The organism is Neofamilia massiliensis, assembly GCF_001299475.1.
Taxonomy (GTDB): domain Bacteria; phylum Bacillota; class Clostridia; order Tissierellales; family Peptoniphilaceae; genus Neofamilia; species Neofamilia massiliensis.
The window spans coordinates 602,445-626,142 of the sequence record NZ_CYUJ01000003.1 but is presented as its reverse complement, the minus strand read 5'-3'; the positions used below and the strand labels follow the sequence as shown (position 1 = coordinate 626,142).

24 protein-coding genes are annotated in these 23,698 nt (G+C 34.1%); 16 read left to right on the top strand and 8 right to left on the bottom strand.

Going from position 1 to position 23,698, the window contains the following annotated elements; genetic code table 11:
* Positions 1-37: 37 nt before the first annotated feature.
* Positions 38-700: an aspartate/glutamate racemase family protein gene (locus BN2667_RS07345; protein WP_054252683.1), complete on the top strand. Its 663-nt coding sequence runs from the start codon at positions 38-40 to the stop codon at positions 698-700.
* Positions 701-1,413: 713 nt separating this feature from the next.
* Positions 1,414-2,841, top strand: coding sequence for a PucR family transcriptional regulator (locus BN2667_RS07340; RefSeq protein ID WP_054252682.1), 1,428 nt, complete (start codon positions 1,414-1,416; stop codon positions 2,839-2,841).
* A gap of 79 nt (positions 2,842-2,920) precedes the next feature.
* Here BN2667_RS07340 and BN2667_RS07335 read toward each other — a convergent pair whose 3' ends face one another.
* Genes BN2667_RS07335 through BN2667_RS07325 form a run of 3 tightly spaced genes read right to left on the bottom strand, consistent with a single transcriptional unit; the run spans position 2,921 to position 5,945 of the window.
* Positions 2,921-3,742 carry a nitrilase-related carbon-nitrogen hydrolase gene (locus BN2667_RS07335; RefSeq protein WP_054252681.1) on the bottom strand — a complete coding sequence of 274 codons (822 nt, stop codon included), beginning with the start codon at positions 3,740-3,742 and terminating at the stop codon, positions 2,921-2,923.
* Complete coding sequence (locus BN2667_RS07330; RefSeq protein WP_242848722.1) at positions 3,735-4,973, bottom strand: cytosine permease; 1,239 nt, start codon at positions 4,971-4,973, stop codon at positions 3,735-3,737. The genes BN2667_RS07335 and BN2667_RS07330 overlap by 8 nt, the downstream gene beginning before the upstream one ends.
* Before the next feature lie 27 nt (positions 4,974-5,000).
* Positions 5,001-5,945: a DUF1177 domain-containing protein gene (locus BN2667_RS07325; RefSeq protein WP_054252680.1), complete on the bottom strand. Its 945-nt coding sequence runs from the start codon at positions 5,943-5,945 to the stop codon at positions 5,001-5,003.
* A gap of 617 nt (positions 5,946-6,562) precedes the next feature.
* Here BN2667_RS07325 and BN2667_RS07320 point away from each other — a divergent pair.
* The 4 genes from BN2667_RS07320 to BN2667_RS07305 are packed head-to-tail and all read left to right on the top strand — an operon-like array spanning position 6,563 to position 10,363.
* The gene (locus BN2667_RS07320; RefSeq protein ID WP_054252679.1) at positions 6,563-6,931 is read left to right on the top strand and encodes a GntR family transcriptional regulator; all 369 of its coding nucleotides are present in this window, start codon (positions 6,563-6,565) and stop codon (positions 6,929-6,931) included.
* A complete protein-coding gene (locus BN2667_RS07315) occupies positions 6,928-7,809 on the top strand; it encodes an ATP-binding cassette domain-containing protein (RefSeq protein ID WP_054252678.1) in 882 nt (293 codons plus the stop codon). Before BN2667_RS07320 ends, BN2667_RS07315 begins: the two co-directional genes overlap by 4 nt.
* Positions 7,796-9,064, top strand: coding sequence for a hypothetical protein (locus BN2667_RS07310; protein ID WP_054252677.1), 1,269 nt, complete (start codon positions 7,796-7,798; stop codon positions 9,062-9,064). Before BN2667_RS07315 ends, BN2667_RS07310 begins: the two co-directional genes overlap by 14 nt.
* A gap of 45 nt (positions 9,065-9,109) precedes the next feature.
* The gene (locus BN2667_RS07305; RefSeq protein WP_054252676.1) at positions 9,110-10,363 is read left to right on the top strand and encodes a hypothetical protein; all 1,254 of its coding nucleotides are present in this window, start codon (positions 9,110-9,112) and stop codon (positions 10,361-10,363) included.
* A 62-nt stretch (positions 10,364-10,425) separates the two neighbouring features.
* Here BN2667_RS07305 and BN2667_RS07300 read toward each other — a convergent pair whose 3' ends face one another.
* The 4 genes from BN2667_RS07300 to BN2667_RS07285 all read right to left on the bottom strand — a co-directional run bounded on the left by BN2667_RS07300 (position 10,426) and on the right by BN2667_RS07285 (position 13,098).
* Positions 10,426-10,764 (bottom strand): DUF1622 domain-containing protein, encoded by a 339-nt coding sequence (locus BN2667_RS07300; protein ID WP_054252675.1) that lies wholly within the window; start codon positions 10,762-10,764, stop codon positions 10,426-10,428.
* A 69-nt stretch (positions 10,765-10,833) separates the two neighbouring features.
* Positions 10,834-11,556 (bottom strand): amino acid ABC transporter ATP-binding protein, encoded by a 723-nt coding sequence (locus BN2667_RS07295; protein WP_054252674.1) that lies wholly within the window; start codon positions 11,554-11,556, stop codon positions 10,834-10,836.
* Positions 11,549-12,226 (bottom strand): amino acid ABC transporter permease, encoded by a 678-nt coding sequence (locus BN2667_RS07290; RefSeq protein WP_054252673.1) that lies wholly within the window; start codon positions 12,224-12,226, stop codon positions 11,549-11,551. Before BN2667_RS07290 ends, BN2667_RS07295 begins: the two co-directional genes overlap by 8 nt.
* A gap of 50 nt (positions 12,227-12,276) precedes the next feature.
* Entirely contained in the window at positions 12,277-13,098 is an 822-nt protein-coding gene (locus tag BN2667_RS07285) for a transporter substrate-binding domain-containing protein (protein ID WP_054252672.1), read from the bottom strand.
* 278 nt (positions 13,099-13,376) lie between these two features.
* Here BN2667_RS07285 and BN2667_RS07280 point away from each other — a divergent pair, with 278 nt between their 5' ends.
* From BN2667_RS07280 to BN2667_RS07250, 7 genes are all read left to right on the top strand, one after another.
* The gene (locus BN2667_RS07280) at positions 13,377-14,300 is read left to right on the top strand and encodes a sugar phosphate nucleotidyltransferase (protein ID WP_054252671.1); all 924 of its coding nucleotides are present in this window, start codon (positions 13,377-13,379) and stop codon (positions 14,298-14,300) included.
* Position 14,301: 1 nt separating this feature from the next.
* A complete protein-coding gene (locus tag BN2667_RS07275) occupies positions 14,302-15,414 on the top strand; it encodes a phosphotransferase enzyme family protein (protein ID WP_054252670.1) in 1,113 nt (370 codons plus the stop codon).
* 4 nt (positions 15,415-15,418) lie between these two features.
* Complete coding sequence (galE, locus tag BN2667_RS07270) at positions 15,419-16,438, top strand: UDP-glucose 4-epimerase GalE (protein ID WP_054252669.1); 1,020 nt, start codon at positions 15,419-15,421, stop codon at positions 16,436-16,438.
* Positions 16,439-16,547: 109 nt separating this feature from the next.
* Complete coding sequence (locus BN2667_RS07265; protein WP_054252668.1) at positions 16,548-17,471, top strand: phosphate ABC transporter substrate-binding protein; 924 nt, start codon at positions 16,548-16,550, stop codon at positions 17,469-17,471.
* Positions 17,472-17,496: 25 nt separating this feature from the next.
* On the top strand, positions 17,497-18,354 hold the full coding sequence (gene pstC, locus BN2667_RS07260) for a phosphate ABC transporter permease subunit PstC (protein ID WP_054252667.1): 858 nt from the start codon (positions 17,497-17,499) through the stop codon (positions 18,352-18,354).
* The gene (locus tag BN2667_RS07255) at positions 18,354-19,184 is read left to right on the top strand and encodes a PstA family ABC transporter permease (RefSeq protein ID WP_054252666.1); all 831 of its coding nucleotides are present in this window, start codon (positions 18,354-18,356) and stop codon (positions 19,182-19,184) included. The genes pstC and BN2667_RS07255 overlap by 1 nt, the downstream gene beginning before the upstream one ends.
* On the top strand, positions 19,171-19,902 hold the full coding sequence (locus BN2667_RS07250) for a phosphate ABC transporter ATP-binding protein (RefSeq protein ID WP_054252665.1): 732 nt from the start codon (positions 19,171-19,173) through the stop codon (positions 19,900-19,902). The genes BN2667_RS07255 and BN2667_RS07250 overlap by 14 nt, the downstream gene beginning before the upstream one ends.
* A gap of 55 nt (positions 19,903-19,957) precedes the next feature.
* Here the strand turns inward: BN2667_RS07250 and BN2667_RS07245 are convergent, their stop codons facing one another.
* A complete protein-coding gene (locus BN2667_RS07245; RefSeq protein WP_054252664.1) occupies positions 19,958-20,500 on the bottom strand; it encodes an SGNH/GDSL hydrolase family protein in 543 nt (180 codons plus the stop codon).
* A gap of 118 nt (positions 20,501-20,618) precedes the next feature.
* Between BN2667_RS07245 and BN2667_RS07240 the strand changes: the two genes are divergently transcribed.
* Genes BN2667_RS07240 through BN2667_RS07230 form a run of 3 tightly spaced genes read left to right on the top strand, consistent with a single transcriptional unit; the run spans position 20,619 to position 23,694 of the window.
* Complete coding sequence (locus BN2667_RS07240) at positions 20,619-21,410, top strand: histidine racemase CntK family protein (protein WP_075967905.1); 792 nt, start codon at positions 20,619-20,621, stop codon at positions 21,408-21,410.
* A gap of 30 nt (positions 21,411-21,440) precedes the next feature.
* On the top strand, positions 21,441-22,649 hold the full coding sequence (gene mtnK, locus BN2667_RS07235; protein WP_054252663.1) for an S-methyl-5-thioribose kinase: 1,209 nt from the start codon (positions 21,441-21,443) through the stop codon (positions 22,647-22,649).
* Complete coding sequence (locus BN2667_RS07230) at positions 22,642-23,694, top strand: S-methyl-5-thioribose-1-phosphate isomerase (RefSeq protein ID WP_054252662.1); 1,053 nt, start codon at positions 22,642-22,644, stop codon at positions 23,692-23,694. Before mtnK ends, BN2667_RS07230 begins: the two co-directional genes overlap by 8 nt.
* Positions 23,695-23,698 lie beyond the last annotated feature (4 nt).

Sequence of the window (23,698 nt, the reverse complement as noted above, 5' to 3'; positions counted from 1 at the left end):
AGATGAGATTATAAAGGAAAAATAGGAGGTGTTCATAATGTTTGAAGTTGGTTTAATTAGAGTATTGTCAACTGAAGATAATGAAATTCTTAACTCTCATGGTAGAATTATCGAACAAAATTTTTCTAACATGGAAGTAGAATCTTTAGCGATTAAGGACCAGCCAAAAGGAATTTATGATGATAACACAGAAGAAATAGCGAAAGCAAAAATTATTGATCTTGCTAAAAACAAATTTTCAAATAAAGATGTAATAATAGTTTCTTGTGCAGGAGATCCAGCTTTAGAAGAACTTAGAAATGTAATGAGTATACCAATAATAGGTGCAGGAGAAAGTGCGGCTTTACTTAGTAAAATTTATGGTAATAAAGTAGGCATAGTTGGTATAACAAGAAACCTACCAAAATCATATGTAAAGTATATAGGAAAAGATGTTATTGGTGAACCTTTTATACCTAATATAAATAATACTACCGATCTTATGAAAAGCTATGGACTAGATAAAGTTCTAGCTCATTGTGAAAATTTAAAAAACAAAGGTGCTGAAGTTTTAGTTTTCGCATGTACTGGTTTGTCTACAACGAGATTTGCTCCAATTATTGAAAAAGAGATTGGGCTTCCAGTAGTAGATTGTGTATATGCTGAGGCTGTATTTGCAAATGCAGTATGCCTAAGAAATTCATTCTATAATATAAAGTAATTATTTTAGTAGGGAAAGCTTTAATTGGACTATAGAACATGATATTAAATTAGTCTATTTAATAAATAGTGTTGATTAAGAAAAACAAGGACTAATAAGTGGCTCAGACGGCAATGTCTGGGTAATTTTCATTGTGGGTTTACCAACCTATGTTGGTGAATGATTACTTTAGATTTAAGCAAAAAAACTTCAATCATGTTAAAATAGATTTATCTATCGATCTAATTAAATGAGAGGGGTTATCCACGTGGATAATAATAGTTTATCACATAAAAAATGGAATTGAAAATATCATATAGTATTTGCACCAAAATATAGATGGTAAATTATTTATGGAAGAAAAAAACAGATATAGGAAAAATCTTACGAGACTTGCTGACTATAAAGGGACAAAAATAACATAAGCAGAATTATTTATAGACCACAGCCATATTTTGTTAGAGATACCAGCACATAAACCTTATAAAGTTTAGGCAGAAAAATTGTAAAAATATAAGACTAGGTGAAGTTTTTTAATTATAAGAGAAGACAAGAGAAATAAATAGGAAAGAAGTATTTAAAAAGAAACAAAATTTAACATTCTAAAAATTTATTTACTATTTAAACTTAGAAGTTTAAAATAACAAGCTTTAAAGGCTTAAAACTTAAAGCAAGATAACTGTTTAGTATATTAATAAAACTACTACAATTTTTATAAAATAAGAAAGGGAAAAATGAGAGATTACATTACAATAAAGGATTTATTAGAAAATGAGTGCTTTGGGGATTGCAATTTAGTAGCGGGTATGAACGGCTTGAAAAACAAAGCGAAAGATGTTGTAGTCTTAGAAACACCAGATGGAGTAAGCTGGTTTCAGGGAAATGAGATAGTTTTAACAGCAGGATATGCATTCATCAATGAGAAAAAGTATAAGTCTGAATTTATTAAGAGTGCATACGAACACAAAGTAGCTGCAATATGTATAAAAATAGGTAGATATTTTGGAGAAATAGATAATAATTTATTAAACGATGCTGATAAATATGGTATTCCTTTAATTATATTGAGAAAAGAGACAACTTATTCTAAAATTGTTGGAAACTTCTATGAGTTTCTTTTTAATATAAAGACAAATAACCTCATAGAGCAAAACTTGGCATATAATAAATTGTTAAACTTAAACTCTAAAAACATAAGACTAGAAAAAATTTTGGAAGAAGTAACTAATTTGATAGGTGAGGAAGTTAGGTATACGAGATTTTTGGACAATGAACAAAGTAACTTTCTTTATTTGCCAATTAATACAACTGAGAATTTGGGATATATTTATCTAGAAAAAGAAGTTCAACTTAATGACTTTCAAAATAATTGTATAACTTATGCTATCTCATTAATTAAAAACAAATTGTATTTGGAACAAACATTTCTTTATAATATCAGTCAGAATCATAGGATAATTACAAACATTTTACTTCAAAATCAAAATCATAGTCAAAGTTTTCTAGATAGTGTAATTTTTAATTTAAATTGGAAAAGTTCAGAATTTTATTGTGTTTATTTTAGGCAAGATGAAAAAATAGTAGCTAATTCAGACATAAGAAAATTTTTAGAGTTTAAATTGAATAGCTATTTTTTATTTAATACTTATAATGATGGGATGGCAATATTTTGCCATATTGAAAGAAATAAGTTACAAAATATTCTTTTTAATCTAATAAAAAAATTAGATCCAGAAAATAAGTATCTACAAATTGGAGTATCATATCTAAAAAAAGATTTGAAAGAAATTAATTTATCGTTAGATGAGGCTGAAAAAATTTCAAAAACGGACAAAAGGACAATATACTTTATTGAAGATTTCCCTAAGGAAAAGATAATATTTGATTTAGCAGATACTATGAATGGGAAGGAAGTTGTTAATGATATAGTTGACAAGATTAAAGTGTACGATCATGAACACAACACTGAGCTATATCTTACTTTTTGTTCATTTATATCAAATAATATGATTAGAAAAGATACGGCAAAAGAACTTCATGTACATGTTGAAACATTAAGATATAGATTAAATAAAATAGAAGAATTAACAGGCTATTGTTTTGAAAATAGCAAAGATCTTATGCTTTTAATTTTATCAAAAGAAATTTCAGATATCCTATAAAGATTATTTATAAAATGATACTATTAAAGCTTAGCTTTCTAATAAGAATTAAAAAAGCTAAGCTTTAATCAAAATGCTTTTATTTAATTTCAGTCAATTTCCCATATATGTGTGGTTTTCTATCTCTTAAATAAGATATTTGAGTTCTATACTTGTCTACCTCATCCAAGTCAATTTTTACCACCTCAACAGCCTCTTTATCTTTAGGTAATTCATGGATAATCTTTCCTCTTGGATTAGCCACCATAGATCTGCCAAACATATGAAGATTATCTTCAATACCATATCTATTTACACCTATAGTAAATAAAATATTCTCAAGAGATCTTTGTGGAATATTCATATTCCACATATCTTCGTCTTCTATTCTCCAAGCGGCAGGTACAAATATCATTTCTGCCCCTTGTAACATTAAAGATCTAAATGTTTCAGGAAATCCCATATCATAACATATTGCAATTCCAAATTTTCCATATTTTGTTTCAAATACAGGATAGTCATTTCCTTCTTTAAAATAGAGTCTATCTCTAAACCAAAGATGACTTTTTGCGAAACTGCCCATTTTTTCCCCTTCATCATCAAAAACGATGGCAGAATTATATACTATTCCAGGAACTTCTCTAACTTCACCAAAAGAGGCGATTAAATATACGTTATTTTCTTTAGCAGCAGCTGCCATAGAATCATAGGTATAGTTAAAATACTCAATACTCAACTCAGCTATTCTTTCTTGTAAAATTTCTAAATTGTATCCTGTTGCAAATAGTTCAGGTAAAACAACTATATTTGCCCCTTTTTTTGCTGCTTCTTCTATTAATTGAACTGCTTTAGAGACATTAGCCTCAACATCTCCTAATACTGATTCAAATTGAATAATTCCAATATTTACTTCTCTAGTCATTTTTTATCCTTTCTTTAATTGACATTAATAAATAATATAACAGTCCTCCCACAATTATTGCGTTTATAGGTGGTATGAAAATACCATATCTATCAGTTAAAAATGAAACAACAAATGCTGCTATCCAGCTTAATACAGCAACAACGTTAGTTCCTTCTTTAAAGTTCAATGATTTTTTATTTAATATATAATAGTCTACCCACATTACTCCTGCTATTCCAGATATTGTCATGCTAAGCAAACCAAGAAATTCTTGAAATTTAAATATTATTCCACTTGCAGCAATAGCTGTTCCAATTAAACCTGCAATTATTGTAAGAGTTTCTCTTTTCATGTTAGGAAAAACTGTATTTAATGCAAGTCCACCTGAGTATGCATTAGATACATTAGTTGACCAGGCTGCTAATAATAATATAAGAAAAGCAACCCAATTAAATCCAAGATTTTCTAAAACCTCAGTTATATCCCAAGACGGTGAATCCATTGCCAAGACACCTGCAGATACTTGCTGAAAAAGAGATATCAAAGCAAATCCTATTACAGATATAATTACTATGTCATTTAAGCTTCTTGTATATCTAAGTTGGTCAGGTGAGATAATTGTTCCAACAATTACAACACCAATTACTATATTAAGTCCCTCAACAATTGTCATTTGAGATGCTGGTGTATACGATAAAATAGATTCAAATCCATTAGCACTTAATGCCTTAAACATTCCCCATATCATCATAATAATTAGTGGAGGAACTGCTAGATAATTGAATTTTGCCATTGCACTAAAACCTAAGACTGCAAAACACATCATTAGTAGACCTAATACTATTACAGAAATAGTCAAATTTAAATTTGGGAAAATCCTAAGTAGAGATAACCCTGCTACACCAGCTTGCACCCCAAACCATCCAAAACTAGTAACTGCCAATATTAATGATATGATCCACTTACCGCCTTTCAATCCAAAAGTACTTTCTGCAAGGGAGTAGGTATCTAAGCCTTCTCTCATTCCTATATTACCTTGTAATATTAGAATGAACACTAGCATTAAGTTTCCTATTATCGAAGTCGCTATCAATTGTTTAAAAGTCATCCCAGCAACAAGGGCTCCTCCAACCATCAATTCAGAGATTGCTACATTGCTACCCAATATATTAAACAATGGTGCCTTCCAACCTACTCTTTCATGATCTTCAACTCTCTTTATGGAGTATCCAATATTATTTTCTTTCACAATCTTACCTCCTTTAAATATTTATTTTTAAATGTTATTTCCAAGAGTTTGCAATATTTTTAAATCTCCGTATCGTTTTTTTATAATGTCCCATTCAGTTTCATCATAAAAAGATACTTTACCTTCTCCAAAATCTTTACAAACTTCTAAAACATATCTAGCTGCTTGCTCCACATCATAGGGGTTGGTAGCACCAGTTGCACACCCTGCTACAATGGATTCAGTAGTTATTGCTACACCAACTACAGGTGAACTAGTAGCAGTGGATGGTTGCATAATGCTGTTAATATGGTGAATATTATTTCCATAAGGGGTAATATCTTGGTTTGTAATAGGAAGGACTTTAGGTAACTTTCCTGTTGTTCTTTCCATGATATCTAATAAATCCTCTGAAACTTTTAATATAAAACCATCTTTTACCGTAGGAGATATGGCGAACCCATTATGATTTATAATTCTATTACCTTTTGTTGTATCAACTGAAATAATAGCATCAAGATTTCCTTTAACTTCTTCTGAATTCATAGTTGCCATGTCTACAGGGGAATCCATAAAAGGAACTGGATTATGAGGAATAGTAGGAGCATCTGGACATATGTGGGTTGAAATAACAACATCTCCTTTTAATAAGTCGCCCTTGCTATTCATGTTTAGTATTTTTGCAGCAACTGCTAATACTGCCAAGGCTCCATCGCCATCTGAAACAAATCCAGTAACTTCCGGTCTAGCACCAATTCCTCCAAGTCTTCCTAATACTCCAAGAGTAGGAGCGTTTCCGCCATTGATCTTTCCGTTCGTACCTGGAATTGTAATTCTAACAAAATCGGTACTTCCTTTTTCTACCTTTAATGTATGAACGTTGATATCAACGTTTTTATTACTAATATTACTTAAATATGATTTGATGTCATACCCAGTTACTTCGGAACTATCAAGTAAATTATAAATTTCAACGATTTCTTTTAATAACATTTCTCCTCCTAATAAAAAATAAATATAGATAGTGTATTTAGCTATTGCAATAACATAAAAGACTTTGTATCAATATGATATAAAGAAAAGACCTATATTTATATAGGTCTAATCATAGAATTACAATATAAGAATTATGACTTATCATAAAATAAAATAAAACAAATTTAAAAATAAAAAAACTCCCTGCCATCAAAAAAGAAGCCTTCAGGCTCCTTCTTTGTCGTTAATTTTTAGGGAGAAAATTAATTGTTGTCTGTGTACAGACTAAATGAAATCGCTTACAGTTAGTTAACGATTTCCTATATCGTTCTTCTATATAATACAAAAATTCTTATCTCTTGTCAAGGTTTTTTATAAAAAAGATTTATTGGATACAAGGTTCTTATTTACTAAGTTTTAGAAGAAATTTGGAAAAAGTTTTTATTATTTTTCAAAAATTCTAAAATTCAAATTTGATTTCAGGGAAAAATGTGTTTACGTTTGCTTTAAGTCTCTTGCATCAAAAGAAAAATTTAATTGTTACTTTATTGTAACTTGTTTTTTTATTTAGATGGTGGTATTTTATTTATAACAAGAGTGTATGTAGTGAACCCACACACTAAGGAGGGATACAAGTGTATAAATTAGATTATGCAAGTAAGGATCCCATCTATCAGCAAATTGTTGACCAAACTAAATTATCTATTGCCAAGGGTTATCTCCAAGACGGCGACCAACTGCCATCTGTTAGAGATATGGCCAAGGACCTTTTAGTAAATACTTCTACTATAACTAGGGCTTACAAGGAAATGGAAAGTTTGGGCCTAATACAAACTGTTGTCGGCAAGGGAACTTTTATTAGTCTCGACGACAAAAAGATGGAATGGGAAAGAGAAAAACTTATTGAAAAACTCAGTGAACTTTTTCTCCAATGTGAATTTTTCAATATTTCTCTAGATGAAATTAATGAACTTTATAAAAAAATTAAGGAGGACCAAAAATGATACTTGAAGGAAAAAATATTTCTAAGTCCTTTGACGGAAAAATTGTTCTAGATGATATATCTTTTACTTTAAACACTGGGAAGATCTATGGTCTTGTTGGAAGAAACGGGGCAGGAAAGACTACCCTTTTAAAAATATTAGCCAGAGTCCTAGATTCTGACAAGGGAGAAACTACTATTGATATGAGAGACTATGTTGCAGAACCAAGCCTTGCTAAGAGCATTGCCTATCTGCCAGACAGGTTTGATTTTTTTTCTTATGTTTCTGCCTTAAAGGCCATGGAATATTATGAGACAATTTATCCAAACTTTGACAGGGCTTATGTCTTACACGAGGCGGAAAAATTAAAATTAGATTTAAAGAAAAATATTAAGGCCCAATCAAAGGGCAACAAAACCCTAATTGGCCTCTTAATGGTTTTAGCAACCAAGGCAGACTTTCTCCTTGTAGATGAAACTTTAGATGGCCTTGACGTTTTAAACAAGGAGGCAATTATTAAATACCTACTTGATGCCAGCCAAGATGGCAGGTGCGTTTTAATTTCAACCCACCAACTCCAAGAGCTGCAAGGAATTGCTGACGAAGTTTTCTATCTTGGTCTTGACGGAAAGATCCAAGGAGTTGATAAGTCTAAGGATGCAAGTTTCCAAAAGGTTCAAGTTGTTGTTAAAGAAAAACTTCCTAAGGACATCTTAGACCAGGCGATTTTGAAAAACCACCTAGGCAGGGTCTATACAATTTTACTTCCAGGCAAGGAAGAGGAAGTTGTTAGAGAACTAGCCAGGGAAGAAATTGTTCAATTTGATATTTTGCCCCTACAAATAGAAGATAGATTTTATTTTGAAAGAGGAAGGGAGAAGGACAATGAAAGACTTTAAAAAGGCCGCAAAATTACTTTTAAAGAGAAATGGTTTTTGGTTAACTTTAACCTTGGTCTTTGTTATCATTGTTAGCTTTTTTACTGCAAATTCTAGAATTGAAAATTACACAAATAATTATGCCTATGCCTTAGTTGGCCTAGAAAAAACTGCAAAAGAAGAAAGTTTTTCCAATGATTATAATTTTGAAAAATCTCTGAAGTTAATTAAGGAAAAATATCCTGACAAGCTTCCAAAAGATTTATTTGCCGAGTATGACAACTACTATAAGAAGGCAATGAAAGTTTATGCCAACACAGCTGATATGGATTTAAAGGACCAGGCCTATTATTATTTAAATGATTATAAGGATATTAGATATACTGATGAAAAAGTTGATATTTATAATTATATGTCTAGCTATGGTGGCATTGAACAAGGCAAAATCATTTTAGGCAAGCAGCTAGCAGCATCATTTTTTACACCGCTGATTTTTTCTTTGGTCTTAGGATTTTTATTTACTTCTATGGAACACTTTACTCCATTTTATGAATTTACTAGAATGCTTCCTTGGTCAAAGACTCAGAACTATTTATTTAAAATCGGCCTAGGTTTGCTTTTAACAAGTCTGGCATATGTAATTAATATGGGCTTTGGGATTTTAATGTGGAAGACTTCATATTTGTCTAACTTGTTAACAACTAACGGTTTTTGGTCAGATATACTTTTAGGCCTAGGAAGAAATGCCATGTTCTATATAGTTGTTATAGGATTGGGAACAGTTGCTGGAAATATTTTTGGCCATTTGGGTATGATGATTATTGGCCTAGGCGGACCAAAACTTCTTGTAGAAAATTATGTAATGCTAAGAAGTATTGTAGGCCTTGATGTTACAAATAGAGATTTTGTTTTTATCTTAGACGATAAGGTTAGAGACACAGTTTTCTATCCTTTATATTTGCCAGCTGAAGGTTTAGATTATAGTAAACCTTTAATGATGGCAGGATTTTTATTTTTTACAATAATTATCTTTGTCCTAGGACTTTTTTGGGCCAATACTAGTAAGGCTGAAAGATCTGGCATGTTGATTTTGAAAAAATCAGTATCTAACTTTGCCTTTTTTATGGCAGTAGTGACAACCCTAAGTGTCTTTGGACAAATTATTGATAACTTCTACGACATTCCAAATTTTATAAATATTCCAATTTGCGCAGTAATGGGCTTTATCTTTTACAGGCTTTACAAGATCCTCTTTAATATAAAAATTGGCGTATAAATAGGAGGACTAAGATGAAAAACGAAAGAGAAAGGGAGGATGTTTATGAAAGATTTTAAGAAAGCCTCTATCTTACTTTTAAAGAGAAATGGTTTTTGGCTTCTTTTAAGCCTATTGGTTGTTTTGATTTTTACTTTTTTCGCGACCAATGGTTCTATAGAAGGTAAAATCCACTGGTATGCAAACACCTTAAATGGAATAGAGCAAGCAGCCCAAGGCGAATTTGATGGTTCTTATTATATTAAGGCCGACTTTGTAGAAAAGCTTAAGGCCAAGTATCCAAAAAAACTTCCTGCTGAAATCTTTAAAGACTATGATGACCTTTATAACCAGGCATGGGAAATTTATAATGACAATATTGAATCAGACGAGTATCGAGAAATAAAATATGCCCTAAACGACTATGACACTCTTAGGTTTAATTTGAATGAAAATTCTTATAGGACATCTCAATTTAAAGATGGCCATGTGGTTTTAGCTGAGCAAGAATATGCAGTTATAAATTTAGTTTTATTCTTTGGCCTAATTCTAGGATTTTTATTTACTTCTATGGAGCATTTTACTCCCTACTATGAATTTACTAGGATGCTTCCTTGGTCAAAGACAAAAACTTATTTTTCAAAGCTTGGCCTAGGAGCACTTTTAGTGACTTTGGCCTATGTAGTTTTAGTTGGATTTTCTGTCCTTCTTTGGAAGACATCTTATGTTTCAAATTTATTGTACACAGGAGGTCTATTAAAGACTTTGGCTCTAGGCCTAGGAAAGAATATTTTATTCTTTGTAGTAGTTGTTGGCCTTGGAACAGCTTCTGGAAATATTTTTGGCCATTTGGGAATGATGATAATCGGCCTAGGTGGACCAATGCTTTTAACACTTGACTATAAGATTTTAAAAGATATGCTTGGTCTTGGCCTAGACAAGATGGATGCTATTTTTAAGTTTGAAGACTTAATAGAAAACAAGTTTTACTATCCACTTTATGCCCCGATAGAAGGACTTTCTTATGGTAAGGACCAAATGCTTATAGGCTTTGCCATTTTCAGCCTAATAATATTTGCCCTTGGCCTTTACTGGACCAAGACTGCAAGGGCTGAAAGGTCTGGCATGTTAATCTTAAAAAAATCTGTATCACACTTTGCCTTTTTTATGGCAGTGATAACCAGTGTCGCTTTCTTTGGACAGATTTTTAATACCTTTATAAATACTAGGGGATTAATTATTCTTCCAATATATGCAGTTATTGGTTTTATCTTCTACAAGCTTTACAAGATTTTGTTTAATATAAAAATTGGCGTATAAAAAACAGGAGGCGGGAATAAATTTTCTCGGCTCCTATTTTTGTCTTTGCAAATAAAAAGTTTTTATTTTTCTTCTTGTTTAGACTCCCAGTGGATAACCATGGCTATGGCTACACGGATAACAACTAAGGCTCCAACATGGGCTAGCATTTTTAAGTCTTCAGCCACCAGGGTCATTAAAATTTCCCCAGCTAAAAATATTTCCAAGGCCTTGGTCAAGCCTGCATTTAGGTTAGGATCACTTTTTGCTTGTTCAAAATCAAATTTTTGGGCAAATAAATTTTTTACTGCTCTAAGTACAGATACTATTATTACTAAAACCCCAACTAACTCAACTAAAAGGGCAAAAAAGTGAACAAAGTCAGAAAAATAAATTTGAAAACTTCTAATAAAATCGCTCATAAATTCACCTCGTCTTTTTATAGTTAAATTATAGCATAAATTTGAAAAAAATCTTTAAAAACTCTAGGCCTACAAGACCTTAGATAAAAAATCCTTGGTCCTGGCACATTTTGGATTTGAAAAAACTTCTTCTGGGCTACCAGCTTCTAAAACCCTACCTGAGTCCATAAATAAAAGTCTAGATCCAACTTCTCTAGCAAAGGCCATTTCGTGGGTGACTATAACCATGGTCATGCCTTCCTTGGCTAGGTCTTTCATAAGGTCGAGAACTTCTCCAACCATTTCTGGGTCAAGGGCAGATGTAGGCTCATCAAAAAGCATTACTTCAGGTTCCATGGCTAAGGCCCTGGCTATGGCTATTCTCTGTTTTTGTCCACCTGAAAGTGAAGAAGGAAAGGCGTATTTTTTATCTGCCAGGCCAACTTTTTCTAAAAGCTTCATAGCTTTTTCTTCTGCTTGGTATTTAGGCATCTTTTTAACTTCTCTTAGGGCCAGGGTAATATTGTCCATAACATTTAAGTTGTTAAAGAGATTAAAGGACTGGAAGACCATGCCCATTTTTTCTCTAACCTTATCTATATTTATAGATTTTTCTGTAATGTCTTGGCCGTCAAAAATTATTTTTCCAGAGCTAGGCTCTTCTAATAGATTTAGGCACCTTAAAAACGTAGACTTGCCTGAACCTGATGGGCCAATTATTACTAGGACTTCGCCTTTTGTAACTTCTTCATTTATTCCCTTTAAAACTTCATTTGCTCCAAAGGATTTTTTTAAATTTTCAATTTTAATCATTGGCCAGTCTCCTTTCTAAAAGACCCATTGCCTTTGATAGGGAAAAGGTCATTATAAAATAAATTAAGGCTGCATAGACAAAGGGTTTAGTAAATTCAAAAGTGGATGTGGAAATATTTTTTCCTACATACATTAGCTCTGCCACACCTACTGTATAGGTAATAGAAGATTCTTTTATTAGGGTTATAAACTCGTTGACTAAGGATGGCAAAATATTTTTTATAGCCTGGGGAAGAATTATCTTCTTCATAGCCAGCTTGTGACTTAGGCCCAAGGACCTAGCTGCTTCCATTTGGCCCTTGTCAACAGAATTAATTCCCGACCTAATAATTTCTGCTACATAGGCTGCAGAATTTAGGGATATTGAAAGGGAGCAGAGAAACATTGGCGCCTTTAAAAATCCTAGAGAGTCTGGAATAATTTGTTTGAGGCCAAAGTAGACAATCATAATTTGTACAAGCATTGGCGTTCCCCTAACTATTTCTATATAGGCAGAGGAAATAAAATTTAAGACCTTCTTCTTTGAAATTTTCATTAGGGCTAGGACTATGCCCAGGCTAAGTCCAAGAACAACTCCAACTAAGGAAAGTTCTAAGGTAGTAAGGGCGCCTTTTAAATAAGCTGGGCCGTATTTAGATAAGAAAGCCATTTGTTTTTCTATAAAATTCATAAGATCTCCTTTAAAAAAAATCCCTAGCTTTAACTAGGGACTATGAAATTTTAATTTCCAGCAGTGGTGCTTGAAAGTTCTATATACTCATCTAGCCATTTTTCTATTTGGCCAGAATCTTTTAAGTCAGCTAGACTTTGAGAAATTTTATCTCTTAAGTCCTCTTGGTTTTTATTTAAGGCAACTGCAAAGCCAGGTTCGTCTTCAACATCTGCAAGATCAACTATGGCTAGGCCTGGAGTAATTTTTGCAAACTCCTTGGCAGGTACTTCTGATAAAAAGGCTGCGTCTATAGATTTGTTTTTTAGCTGTTCAATAAGCACATTGTTTAGGTCGTAGCCAAAGACACTGTCTCCAAATTTTTCTTGAGCCAGGTCTTGTTGGGTTGACCCTAATTGAGTTCCAATTTTTGCTCCTTCTAAGTCAGCAAAGGAAGTGTACTTGTCCTTGTTTTCTTCTAGGACTAAAAGAACTTGACCTCCTTGGAAGTAGGAATCGGAAAAATCAACTTGTTCTTTCTTTTCATCTGTTGCTGCCATACCTGCAATAACTATATCAACATCGCCAACTGCCAGTGAAGCAATTAGGCCTTCATAGGCCATGTTTTTAATTTCTAAGTCAACTCCCAGGTCTTCTGCAATTTTTTTTGCGATTTCAATATCAACGCCAACATACTCTTCTCCATTTTCGTGGGAGATCCATTCAAAGGGTGGGTAGTCAGCAGATGTGCCTAAAACTATCTTTCCATTTTCCTTTATTCTTTCAATTGTCTTTGGGCCTGCGCCTTCACTTGTTTGACTGCTACCGTTAGAACAGCCACCTAGGCCAAGGGCTAAGACGAGGACCAGTAAAATACTTACAGTTTTTTTCATTTTCTTTACCTCCATCACCCTATAAAAGACAAAATTCTTTAAATTTCAACTAAAATAGGATTATAATAAATATTTTTAAAATCAATTATAAGTCAAAGGACTTTTAATTGCAAGAAAAATTTTTAAAAAATCTTTGATCGTATTAAGAAACAAAATATCCTTCAAAGAAATTCAGCCTAGGTCAAAGTTATTTATCATCTGCTAGGCATGTGTTATAATTAGGTCAAGAGTAAGAAGTAAAAGACAAGAGTTTTAGACAAATAAGAAAGAGAGTGAAAATGAAAAAACCAGTTTTAATTGTTATGGCAGCTGGCATGGGGTCCCGTTTTGGAGGCCTAAAACAAATTGAACCAATAGACGACCAAGGTCAGATAATTATGGACTTTTCAATTTATGATGCCAAACAAGCAGGCTTTGAAAAAGTTATCTTTGTAATAAAAGAAGAAATGAAAGACAGCTTTGAAAAAAATGTTGGCGATAAAATTAAAGACCACATTGACGTTCACTATGTCTTCCAAGATATAAATAACCTGCCTTTAGGATTTGAAGTTCCAGAGGGAAGGGTAAAACCTTGGGGCACAGCCCACGCAATTTTATCTGCCAAGGACCTAGTTGATGGGCCCTTTGTTGTAATAAATGCAGACGACTTTTATGGCCAAGAGTCTTTTATAAAAATCTACGACTATTTAATGGAAAATTCTAAAGAAGATTCCTACGACTATGCCATGGTAGGCTATGAGCTAGCAAAAACTGTTTCTGATAACGGCGATGTATCCAGGGGAGTTTGTAGTCTAGATTCAAAGTTAGAGCTTGTGGATATTGTTGAAAGAAAAGAAATTATAAAAAAAGATGGCAAAATTTTATTTACAGAAGACTCAGGGGAAACTTGGGAAGAGCTTCCAGAAGATACAGTTGTTTCTATGAATCTTTGGGGCTTTCGAAAGACTTTTATGGACCAACTGGATAAAGAATTTCCAGAATTTTTAGAAAAAGGTCTTAAAGAAAATCCATTAAAGTGGGAGTACTATCCAACTATGGTTTTAGCCAGGATGATTAAAGAAGGAAGGGCAAGGGTTAAGGTTCTAAGGACACCATCAAAGTGGTATGGAGTAACCTACAAGGAAGACAAGCCCCTAGTAGTTGAGGCAATAAAAAATCTAAAAGAAAGAGGAATTTATCCTGAAAAACTTTGGGATAAATGAAATGGAAACAAGTAAGATAGATGACCTTCAAGAGACCATTGGAGTTTTCAATTTTCCTGGGTCTCTTATTGATATAAAAATAAACAAGCAAGGTCACATTAATGACACCTATGTCCTAAGTTTTTTAAATGAAGAAAAGATTCAAAAATATATTTTTCAAAGGGTCAACCAGGGAGTTTTTAAAAGGCCTGAGGAGCTAATGGAAAATATTATTGGAGTTACTAAGCATCTTAGAAAAAAAGTTCAAGAGGCCAAGGGAGACCTTGATCGAGAAGTGCTCCAGGTTTTATTAACCAAGGACCAAAAACCCTTTTATATAGATGCTAAAGGAGACTTTTGGCGGGCCTATAAGTTTATAGAAAACTCTTTGGCCCTAGAAAAAGCAAGTGGAGCCAAAGATCTCTACCAAACAGGCCTGGCCTTTGGAAACTTTCAAAGGCTTCTATCTGACTATCCAGCTGAAAGTTTACACCAATCAATAAAAGACTTTCACAACACTGAAGTGAGACTGGAAAACTTTATTAAAGCTCTGGAAGAAAATCCAGCCAAGAGAAGAGATAATGTTTTAAAAGAGGCAGATTTTATTTTATCAAGAGCTGACTTTTGTAAGACCTTTATGGACCTAGAGAGAAAAAAACTAGTGCCTCTTAGGGTAACCCACAACGACACAAAACTTAACAACATTCTCTTAGATGATCAAAGTCACAAGGCCTTATGTGTAATTGACCTAGACACAATTATGCCAGGCCTAAGTATGAATGACTTTGGCGATGGAATTAGGTCAGGAGCCTCTAACGCCTTAGAAGATGAAGCTGACTTAGAAAAGGTTTTTGTAAATCTTGAATACTTTGAAGCCTTTAGCAAGGGGTTTTTACAAGGAGCTGGACCGTGTTTAGAAGATCTAGAAGTTTATCATTTGAGAACTGGGGCCAAGATGATGACCCTAGAATGTGGAATAAGATTTTTAACAGACTATTTACAAGGAGACCAGTATTTTAAAATTTCCTATCCTGACCACAACTTAGTCAGGGCCAGAAACCAATTTAAATTAGTTGCTGACATGGAAAAAAACTGGGAGGTCCTTTTAGATATAGTTAACAAATACAAGGAGTAAGACAATGACAAATGTACTAATTACAGGAGGAGCTGGCTATATAGGCAGCCACATAGCAGTAGAACTTTTAGAAGCAGGCTATGAAGTTGTTGTAGTTGACAACCTTTACAACTCATCAAAAATTGCCTTAGACAGAGTTGAAGAAATTACTGGCAAGAAAGTAAAATTTTATGATGGCGACATTCTCGACACCAACCTAATGAAAAAGATTTTAAGAGAAGAAAAAATCGACTCAGTTATTCACTGTGCAGCCTTAAAGGCAGTAGGCGAATCTGTTAGAAAACCTCTTGAATACTATTCAAACAACCTAACAGGAACTTTAAGTTTATTAGAGGCCATGGCAGCAGAAGATGTAAAAAATATAATCTTCTCATCATCAGCTACAGTTTATGGCAGCCCAGACCACATGCCAATATCAGAAGACTTTCCAAAAGGCGAGTGTACAAATCCCTACGGCTGGTCTAAGTCAATGATGGAACAAATTATGGTTGACCTTTACAAGGCCGATCCAAAGTGGAATATAATTTTACTAAGATACTTTAATCCAATTGGCGCCCACAAGTCAGGAAAAATTGGCGAAGATCCTAAGGGCATTCCAAACAACCTAGTGCCATATATAACCCAAGTCGCAGTTGGCAAGTTAGAATATTTAAGTATCTATGGCGATGACTACGACACAGTTGATGGTACAGGAGTTAGAGACTACATTCACGTTGTAGATTTAGCCCAAGGTCATGTCAAGGCTGTTGAATATTTAGAAAAAAATCCAGGCCTAGATATAATTAATTTAGGAACAGGCAGGGGATATTCAGTTTTAGAAGTATTAAGGGCCTTTGAAAAAGCAGTTGGCAAAGAGATTCCATACAAGATTGTAGAAAGAAGGCCAGGTGACATAGCTACAACTTACGCTAAGGCAGATAAGGCCAAAGAAGTTTTAGGCTGGGAAGCTAAGCTTGGCATAGACGATATGTGTGAGGACTCATGGAGATGGCAAAAAAACAATCCAAATGGCTTTGAAGAATAGAAAATCTATAAATGATGGACTTGTATTTAATTAATCTATAGATATCTTTGATTTAAAAATATATGTGGTATAATTGCAAGAATAAAGTATATTTAGAAAGGAAGATACTATGAAAAGATTTATTTTAACTTTGTTGCTTGTGTCTTTAGTTCTAGTTGGTTGTAATAAGCCAGCAGACAATCAAGCACCAGCTGATAACCAAACACCAGCAGCAGAAAGCACAAGTTCATCAGACTTTAATGGTGAATTATCTTTTGCAGGCTCTTCAACTTTAGGACCTGTAGTTTCAGCAGTAACAGAAGATTTTAAAGCAGCTTATCCAAAATGGAGCGACCTTGACCCTGCCTTTGCTGACAAAGAAGTTGTAGTTAACGTAGCAACAGGTGGTTCTGGAGCAGGAATAAAGGCCATCCAAGAAAAAACTGCAGACTTTGGTATGCTAGCTCGTGAATTAAAGGACAGCGAAAAAGAAATCCAAGACCTAGTAGTTGATAAAATTGGTATTGACGCTTTGACAATTTCTGTAAATCCAGAAAACCCAATTTGTGACATGATTGATGACCTATCAAGTGAAGAAATCAAAAAGATTTTCTCTGGCGAATACAAACTTTGGTCAGACTTTGACCCAAGTCTTCCAGCAGAAGAAATAGTTGTAGTTGTTAGAGACTTAGGCGGTGGAGCCCATGAAGTTTTCCAAAAGGCAATAATGGGAGAAACTCCTGTAAAAGAAGATGTTATCCAAGCACCTTCAATGGGAGCCTTAGTTCAAAAGGTTATTGAAAACAAAAACGCCATTGGCTATGCTTCTTATGGAGTTTCAAAACAAAATGAAGGCCAACTTTTCCCTATTAAGGTAAATGGTGTTCCAGCAACTGAAGAAACAATCCTTGATGGTTCTTATATAATTTCAAGACCATTAATAATTGTTCACACAGGAGAACTTTCTCCAGAAGCTCAAAGCTTTATGGACTATGTAAAATCAGACAAGGGCGAAACAATTTTACACGACCTAGGATTTGTTCCAGTAAAATAAAATATTATTAGAAGGAGGTAAGGATATGAGAAGAAATGATAAGATTTTTAAGTCAGTTCTCTCTATCTTTACCTTTTTTTCTTTGTCACTTTTATTTTTAGTCTTGGCTTTTATTATTTTAGAAAGTCTGCCTTTTTTTAAGGACCAAGGAATTTTTAAATTTATTAGCGGCAAGATTTGGAGGGTGGGAGTAGAATTAAAATATGGGCTTTTAGGAATAATTTTAGCCAGTGTCTATACTTCATTTTTAGCAGTTGCCATAGCAGGACCAGTTTCAATTTTACTTAGCCTTTTAATAGTTGGCTATGTCCCAAGAAAAAAGAAAAAATACATAAATAACCTTTTAAACATTCTAGCAGGAATTCCATCTGTAGTTTATGGATTTTTAGGCCTAACTGTCTTAGTGAAATTTTTTGAAGAAAAGTTTAATTTTCCAACAGGCGAGTCAGTTTTAGCTGGAGGAATTCTTCTAGGTCTAATGATTATTCCCTATATAACTTCAGTTGCCTTTGACAAAATGGAAGGCTCTTATAAGAAATACTATGAGTCCTTTAGGTCCCTAGGCCTTTCAAAGGAATACTTTTTAAAGACCCTTGTTTTAAGAGATTCTCTAAAAAATATTTTTGCAGGTTTAATTTTAGGCCTTGGCAGGGCCTTTGGAGAAACTATGGCAGTTATGATGGTCATAGGCAATGCTCCAATAATGCCAGGACTTTTAACCAAGGGCCAAACAATTCCATCACTAATTGCTCTTGAAATGGGCATGGTGGAAATAAATTCTCTCCACTACCACAGTCTTTACGCTGCTGGTTTAGTTTTAATGCTTATAACAATTGTTAGCAATATTCTATTTTCATTTATAATAGGAGGGGACAAAAACTGATGAAAAATTTTAAGGACCTGCTTTTTAAATTTTTATTATTTTTAAATTTGGCCTTGTTTCTAGGAGTTTTATTTATATTCTTCTCTAAACTTGTAATAAATGGCTACCAAGGCCTAAGTCCAGATTTTATTTTTTCATCTCCTTCAGGCCTGCCACCAGGCAAGGAGGGAGGAGTTTTTCCTGCCCTTGTTGGATCTCTCTTAGTATTTTTCATAGCTACTTTTATTTCAACAATTCTGGCTTTAATGACTAGTATCTATATAGTTTTTTATTCTCAAAGGCCTAGACTAAAGGCAACAATGAGACTAATAATCCAATGTATTTCAGGAATTCCATCAATAGTCCTAGGACTTTTTGGCTACACTCTTTTAGTTTATAAGTTAGGCCTAGGCAGGTCTGTCTTGTCTGCATCTATAACCCTGGCTATAATGATTTTCCCCTTTATAGAAATTAGACTAGAAAAATTATTTATAAACTTTAGCCAGGACAAGATCCAAACAGCCTTGGCCTTAGGTATTGACAAGGGGTATATAATCAGGCATATAGTTTTAAAAAGTCTTTTAAATAAAATAATTCAAACAGCAAGTTTGGCAGGGTCTTTGGCCTTGGGAGCAACGGCGCCAATTATGCTTACTGGAGCAGTTATTCACACAGGACTTCCCAAGGGCCTACTAAAACCTTTTATGGCTCTGCCTTATCATTTATATATTTTAATAAACGAAGGCATATCAACTAGCCAAGGCTACAAAACTGGCCTAGTTCTAATGCTGGTTTTATTACTTGTAAACACAACATCCTTAATTATTGGAGGCAAAGATGACTATTATTAGTTGCAAAAACTTAAATATTTATTATGGCAAGAAAAAAATAATAGATGACTTTTCAATAGATTTTGAAGATATGAAAATAACTGCCCTAATTGGGCCATCAGGTTGTGGGAAGACTACTCTCTTAGTCAGCCTCAATAAAATTTTACAAAATAGAAAGGGGTCCTATGATGGCGAAATTTTATACTTAGGCAAAGACATTGAGACCTATGACATCAACCAACTAAGAACCCAAATTGGCATGGTCTTCCAAGAGCCAACTCCCTTTCCCCTATCTATAAGAGAAAATGTAGAAATTGCTTTAAAGTACCACGGTTTAGAATACAAAAAAAAGGCCATAGAAGCCATAAAAAAAGTTGGCCTTTATGATGAAGTGAAAGATGACTTAAATAAAAAAGCTTCAGCCCTATCTGGAGGTCAACAACAAAGACTATCAATAGCTAGGTCGATTGCAATAAATCCTAGAGTCCTTCTCTTAGATGAGCCTTGTTCTAGTTTAGATGTAATGAATACAGAAAAAATAGAAGATCTTTTAGAAAAATTAAAAGAAGAAATGGCGATAATAATTGTCACCCACAATCTCCAACAGGCCAAGAGGATTTCAGATAAAACTGCCTTTATGCTCAATGGCAAGTTAGTTGAATATGGAGATAGTAAGGAAATATTTTCTAGGCCCAAGGACCCAAAGACCCAGGCCTATGTAAGTGGTTTATTTGGATAGAAAAAATTTAGAATTAGAAAAAAATTTAGAATTAAAAAAGCTAGGCAGAAAAATCCTAGCTTATTTTTATGTCCTTGATAAAATTTTTAAATTGAATTTTTAATTGGTCATTGCCACTTTCGTCTGGGTGGAGGCCATCTTTTGTTGAAAGGTCTTCCTTGGAAAAATCGTAGGGAAGATAATAATAAGCATAGGATGTGGCGCCTTTTTCTATTAGGTCGTTGAGCCTTTTAATCTTTTCATTAATTTCAGCTTCTGAAAAATTGTAAAGAGAGAGAAAATATTTTTTCTTAACAGGAAGAAGAGCTTCCACAATAACCTTTCTATCTAGGTCTTGTAATCTTAAAACAACTTGGACCAGTCTTTCGAAAACCCTGTCAGGGTCCCTGCCATAAATTAGGTCATTGACTCCAATGCCAACTAGGGCCAGGGCTTTTTTTCTTGAAACTTTTGTGTAGACATCTTCTACTAGGTCAAAGACAGTGGCGCCGTTGTAGGCAAAATTTTTCACTTCAAAGCCTGGGACTTCAGCACAATAAACTAAATACTCAAGGCCATAGCCTGCCCTTATTGAATCACCATAAATTTCAAAATCCATTTTTAATCACCAAGAAAATTTTAGCACAAAAAAGCTTTTTTGTAGACTAGTAAGTAAAGTAAATTTTAAGATTATATGGTACAATCTAATTAAAATATCAGACCAAGGAGGCAGACTTATGAAATACAAGTTAGACTATTTAAAAGTGGATCCTGCAGGCAATATAACAGCTTTTATTATTGGAGATGTTGATCCATCCCATAGGGCGAAAATTGCAAATATTATTATAGATGATTATGATCCAAGCGTTGAACAAGTTGGCTTTATTTCTAAAAAAGCTGACGGCACTTATCGTATGGACATGATGGGCGGAGAATTTTGTGCCAATGCCTCAAGGTCCTTTGGCCTGTATTTAGCAAAGACCCTAGACCTTTTTGACGAAGACTTAATAGAAGCAGAAGTTTCTGGATCCAAAGACAAGGTTCAAGTAAAAGTCGACAAGGATCGGATGACAGCTGAAATAATTTTAAGTCCAGCTAGGGAAGTAAAAAATTTAAGCCTTGCTGGAGGCACTTACACCACAGTTTTCCTAGATGGAATTATCCACGTCATAGTAAACGACAGAGAAGAAGATAGGGATCTTGCTGAAGAAATTATTAATGAGCTAAAAAATTTCTATACAGATGACGCCTATGGCCTTATGTTTTTAGATGAAAAAAATCTGACCTTGGTTCCCTACGTCTATGTAGAAGAGACAAAAACCCTAATCAGAGAAGGATCTTGTGGGTCAGGAACTTTTTCAGCAGGATATTATTTAAATAAAGACAAAAATCCAGGCTTTAAGGCGACCTTAAAACAACCAAGAGGCAGCCTAGAAGTCAAGGCCCAACAAGTTAATGACTCCTTAACTTATTCTATTGGTGGGCCAGTTTCCTTTGGCACCATAGAAAAAGTAGAATTTGATTTATAGTTTTTAGAAAAAGATAGAAAGTAGGTCCCAATGACCAAAAATTTTGCTAGAGAAAAAAGAGAAAATAAGATTATAGACTTGGTCCTTGCAAGGACGAAATTTTTTGCAGCCAAGGACCAGATTTCCATTGAAGAAATAGGCGATGGAAATATTAATTATGTTTACAGACTAGTTGAGGAAGAAAGAGGAAAGTCTTTAGTTGTAAAATATTCTGATGTACTCCTAAGGTCATCTCAAAGGCCCCTAGACTTAAAAAGATCTAAAATCGAAGCGAAAGCCTTAGAAATAAAAGGAGACCTTTGTCCAGGGATGGTCCCAGAAGTTTATTATTATGACGAAGAAAATTCTATAATTATTATGGAGGATATTTCTGCCTACAAAAATTTAAGATATGAACTTTTAAATGGAAAAACTTATAAAGATTTAAGCGAAGACCTGGCAGAATTTTTAGTAAAATCACTTTTTCCGACCTCAGACTTAGTTGCAGACAGGAAAGAGAAGAAAGAGGCCATGGGATTTTTTATAAACCCAGACCTTTGCGATATTTCTGAAGACCTAGTCTTTACCGAGCCCTACTACGACTATAAAAATAGAAATATTTTAAGTCCAGGGACAGAGGACTTTGTAGAAGAGAGACTTTATAAAAACTTAAGTCTCCAAGGTCAAGTTTTAAAACTAAAAGACCGCTTTCAAACTTATTCCCAAGGTCTCCTTCACGGCGATCTTCATACAGGATCGGTTTTTGTAAAGGAAGACGGCATCAAGGTAATTGATCCAGAGTTTGCCTTTTATGGGCCCTTTGGCTACGACATTGGCAACCTTTGGGGAAATTTAATTTTTCCCCTTGCCAACCATCTTGTTACAGGGTCTGATCGAGAAATGATTTTAAATTTAGAAAAACTTTTTGTAGAAACTGTGGATAAGACCATGGAAAAACTCTTTTCAGCCTATGACATCCTTGTGACCTTTCCCTACTTTAAAAACGAAAACTTTAAAGAGGCCTATCTTAAAGATATTATCTCCGACTCCTTTGCCTACGCAGGTCTTGAAATTATTAGAAGGACAGTTGGAGACTCAAAGGTTAGAGAACTAACAGAAGTTAAGGATCCAAAAGTCAGACAGATCCTAGACAGGCTTTTAGTTGAAACGGGAATTTATTTAATTGAAAATAGGTCTGACTTGGAAGCAGGAAGCCAAGTTGTTAATTTTATAAATGAGGAAATAAAAAAATATGATTAGATACGACCAAAATATGCCCTTCTTATTAAAATACGAAAATGTTGCCTGGTATGAAAATGGCAAGGTTACAATTTTAGACAGGCGACTTTATCCTAGAGAGGTAAAGTTTGTAATTTGTAAGTCCTATAGAGAAGTTGTAGACGCCATTAGAAATATGGTGACCCAATCAGCTGGACCTTATACTGCAGTAGGCATGGCCATGGCCCTTGCTGCTTATGAATCTAGAGATCTTGCAAATGAAAAGCGCATTAGGTTTTTAGAAGAAGCAGAAAAAGCTCTTAGAAATTCTAGACCGACTACTGCCTTTCGCTATGGAAAAATAACTTCAAGAGCTCTAAAAATTGCCAAAGACGCAATAAAAAATGACCTTGATCCAGTGCCTTTAATTTTTGAAGACACAGTTGCATCTTTAAATCGCAGGTATAAGACCATGCAAAAAGTTGGCGACAACTTATTAAAAGTCATTCCAGACAAGGGGACAATTTTAACCCAGTGCTTTGGCGAAACTATAATTGGCGCACTTATTGCTGGTGCAAAAAAGACCAATAAAAAATTCAAAGTGATCTGTGCAGAAACTAGGCCGTTTTTACAAGGAGCCAGGTTAACTGCTTCTTGTTTTGCAGAAGAGGGCTTTGATACAACTGTTGTAACTGACAATATGGTTGCGGATATTATGTCTAAGGGCATGGTAGACCTTTTCACCTCTGCAGCAGATACAATTACAGAAGATGGATCTGTTGTTAACAAGGTTGGCACCTATCAAATCGCCTTGCTTGCCGATTACTTTTCCATCCCCTATTATGTGACAGGAATTCCAGACCAAGGCAAGAAAAACCTAGATGCAGTTAAGGTTGAAATGAGAGACCCAGAAGAAGTTCTTTCCTTTAATGGAGTTAAACAATGTCAACTTGGAGTCAAGGGCTACTATCCATCCTTTGATAAAACTCCAAGTAACTTAATTAAGGCAGTAGTAACTGACAAGGGAATTTACAAACCAGAAGACCTAGAAGAATACTTTTCCGTGGACCAAGAAGAATTTTATTAGGAGT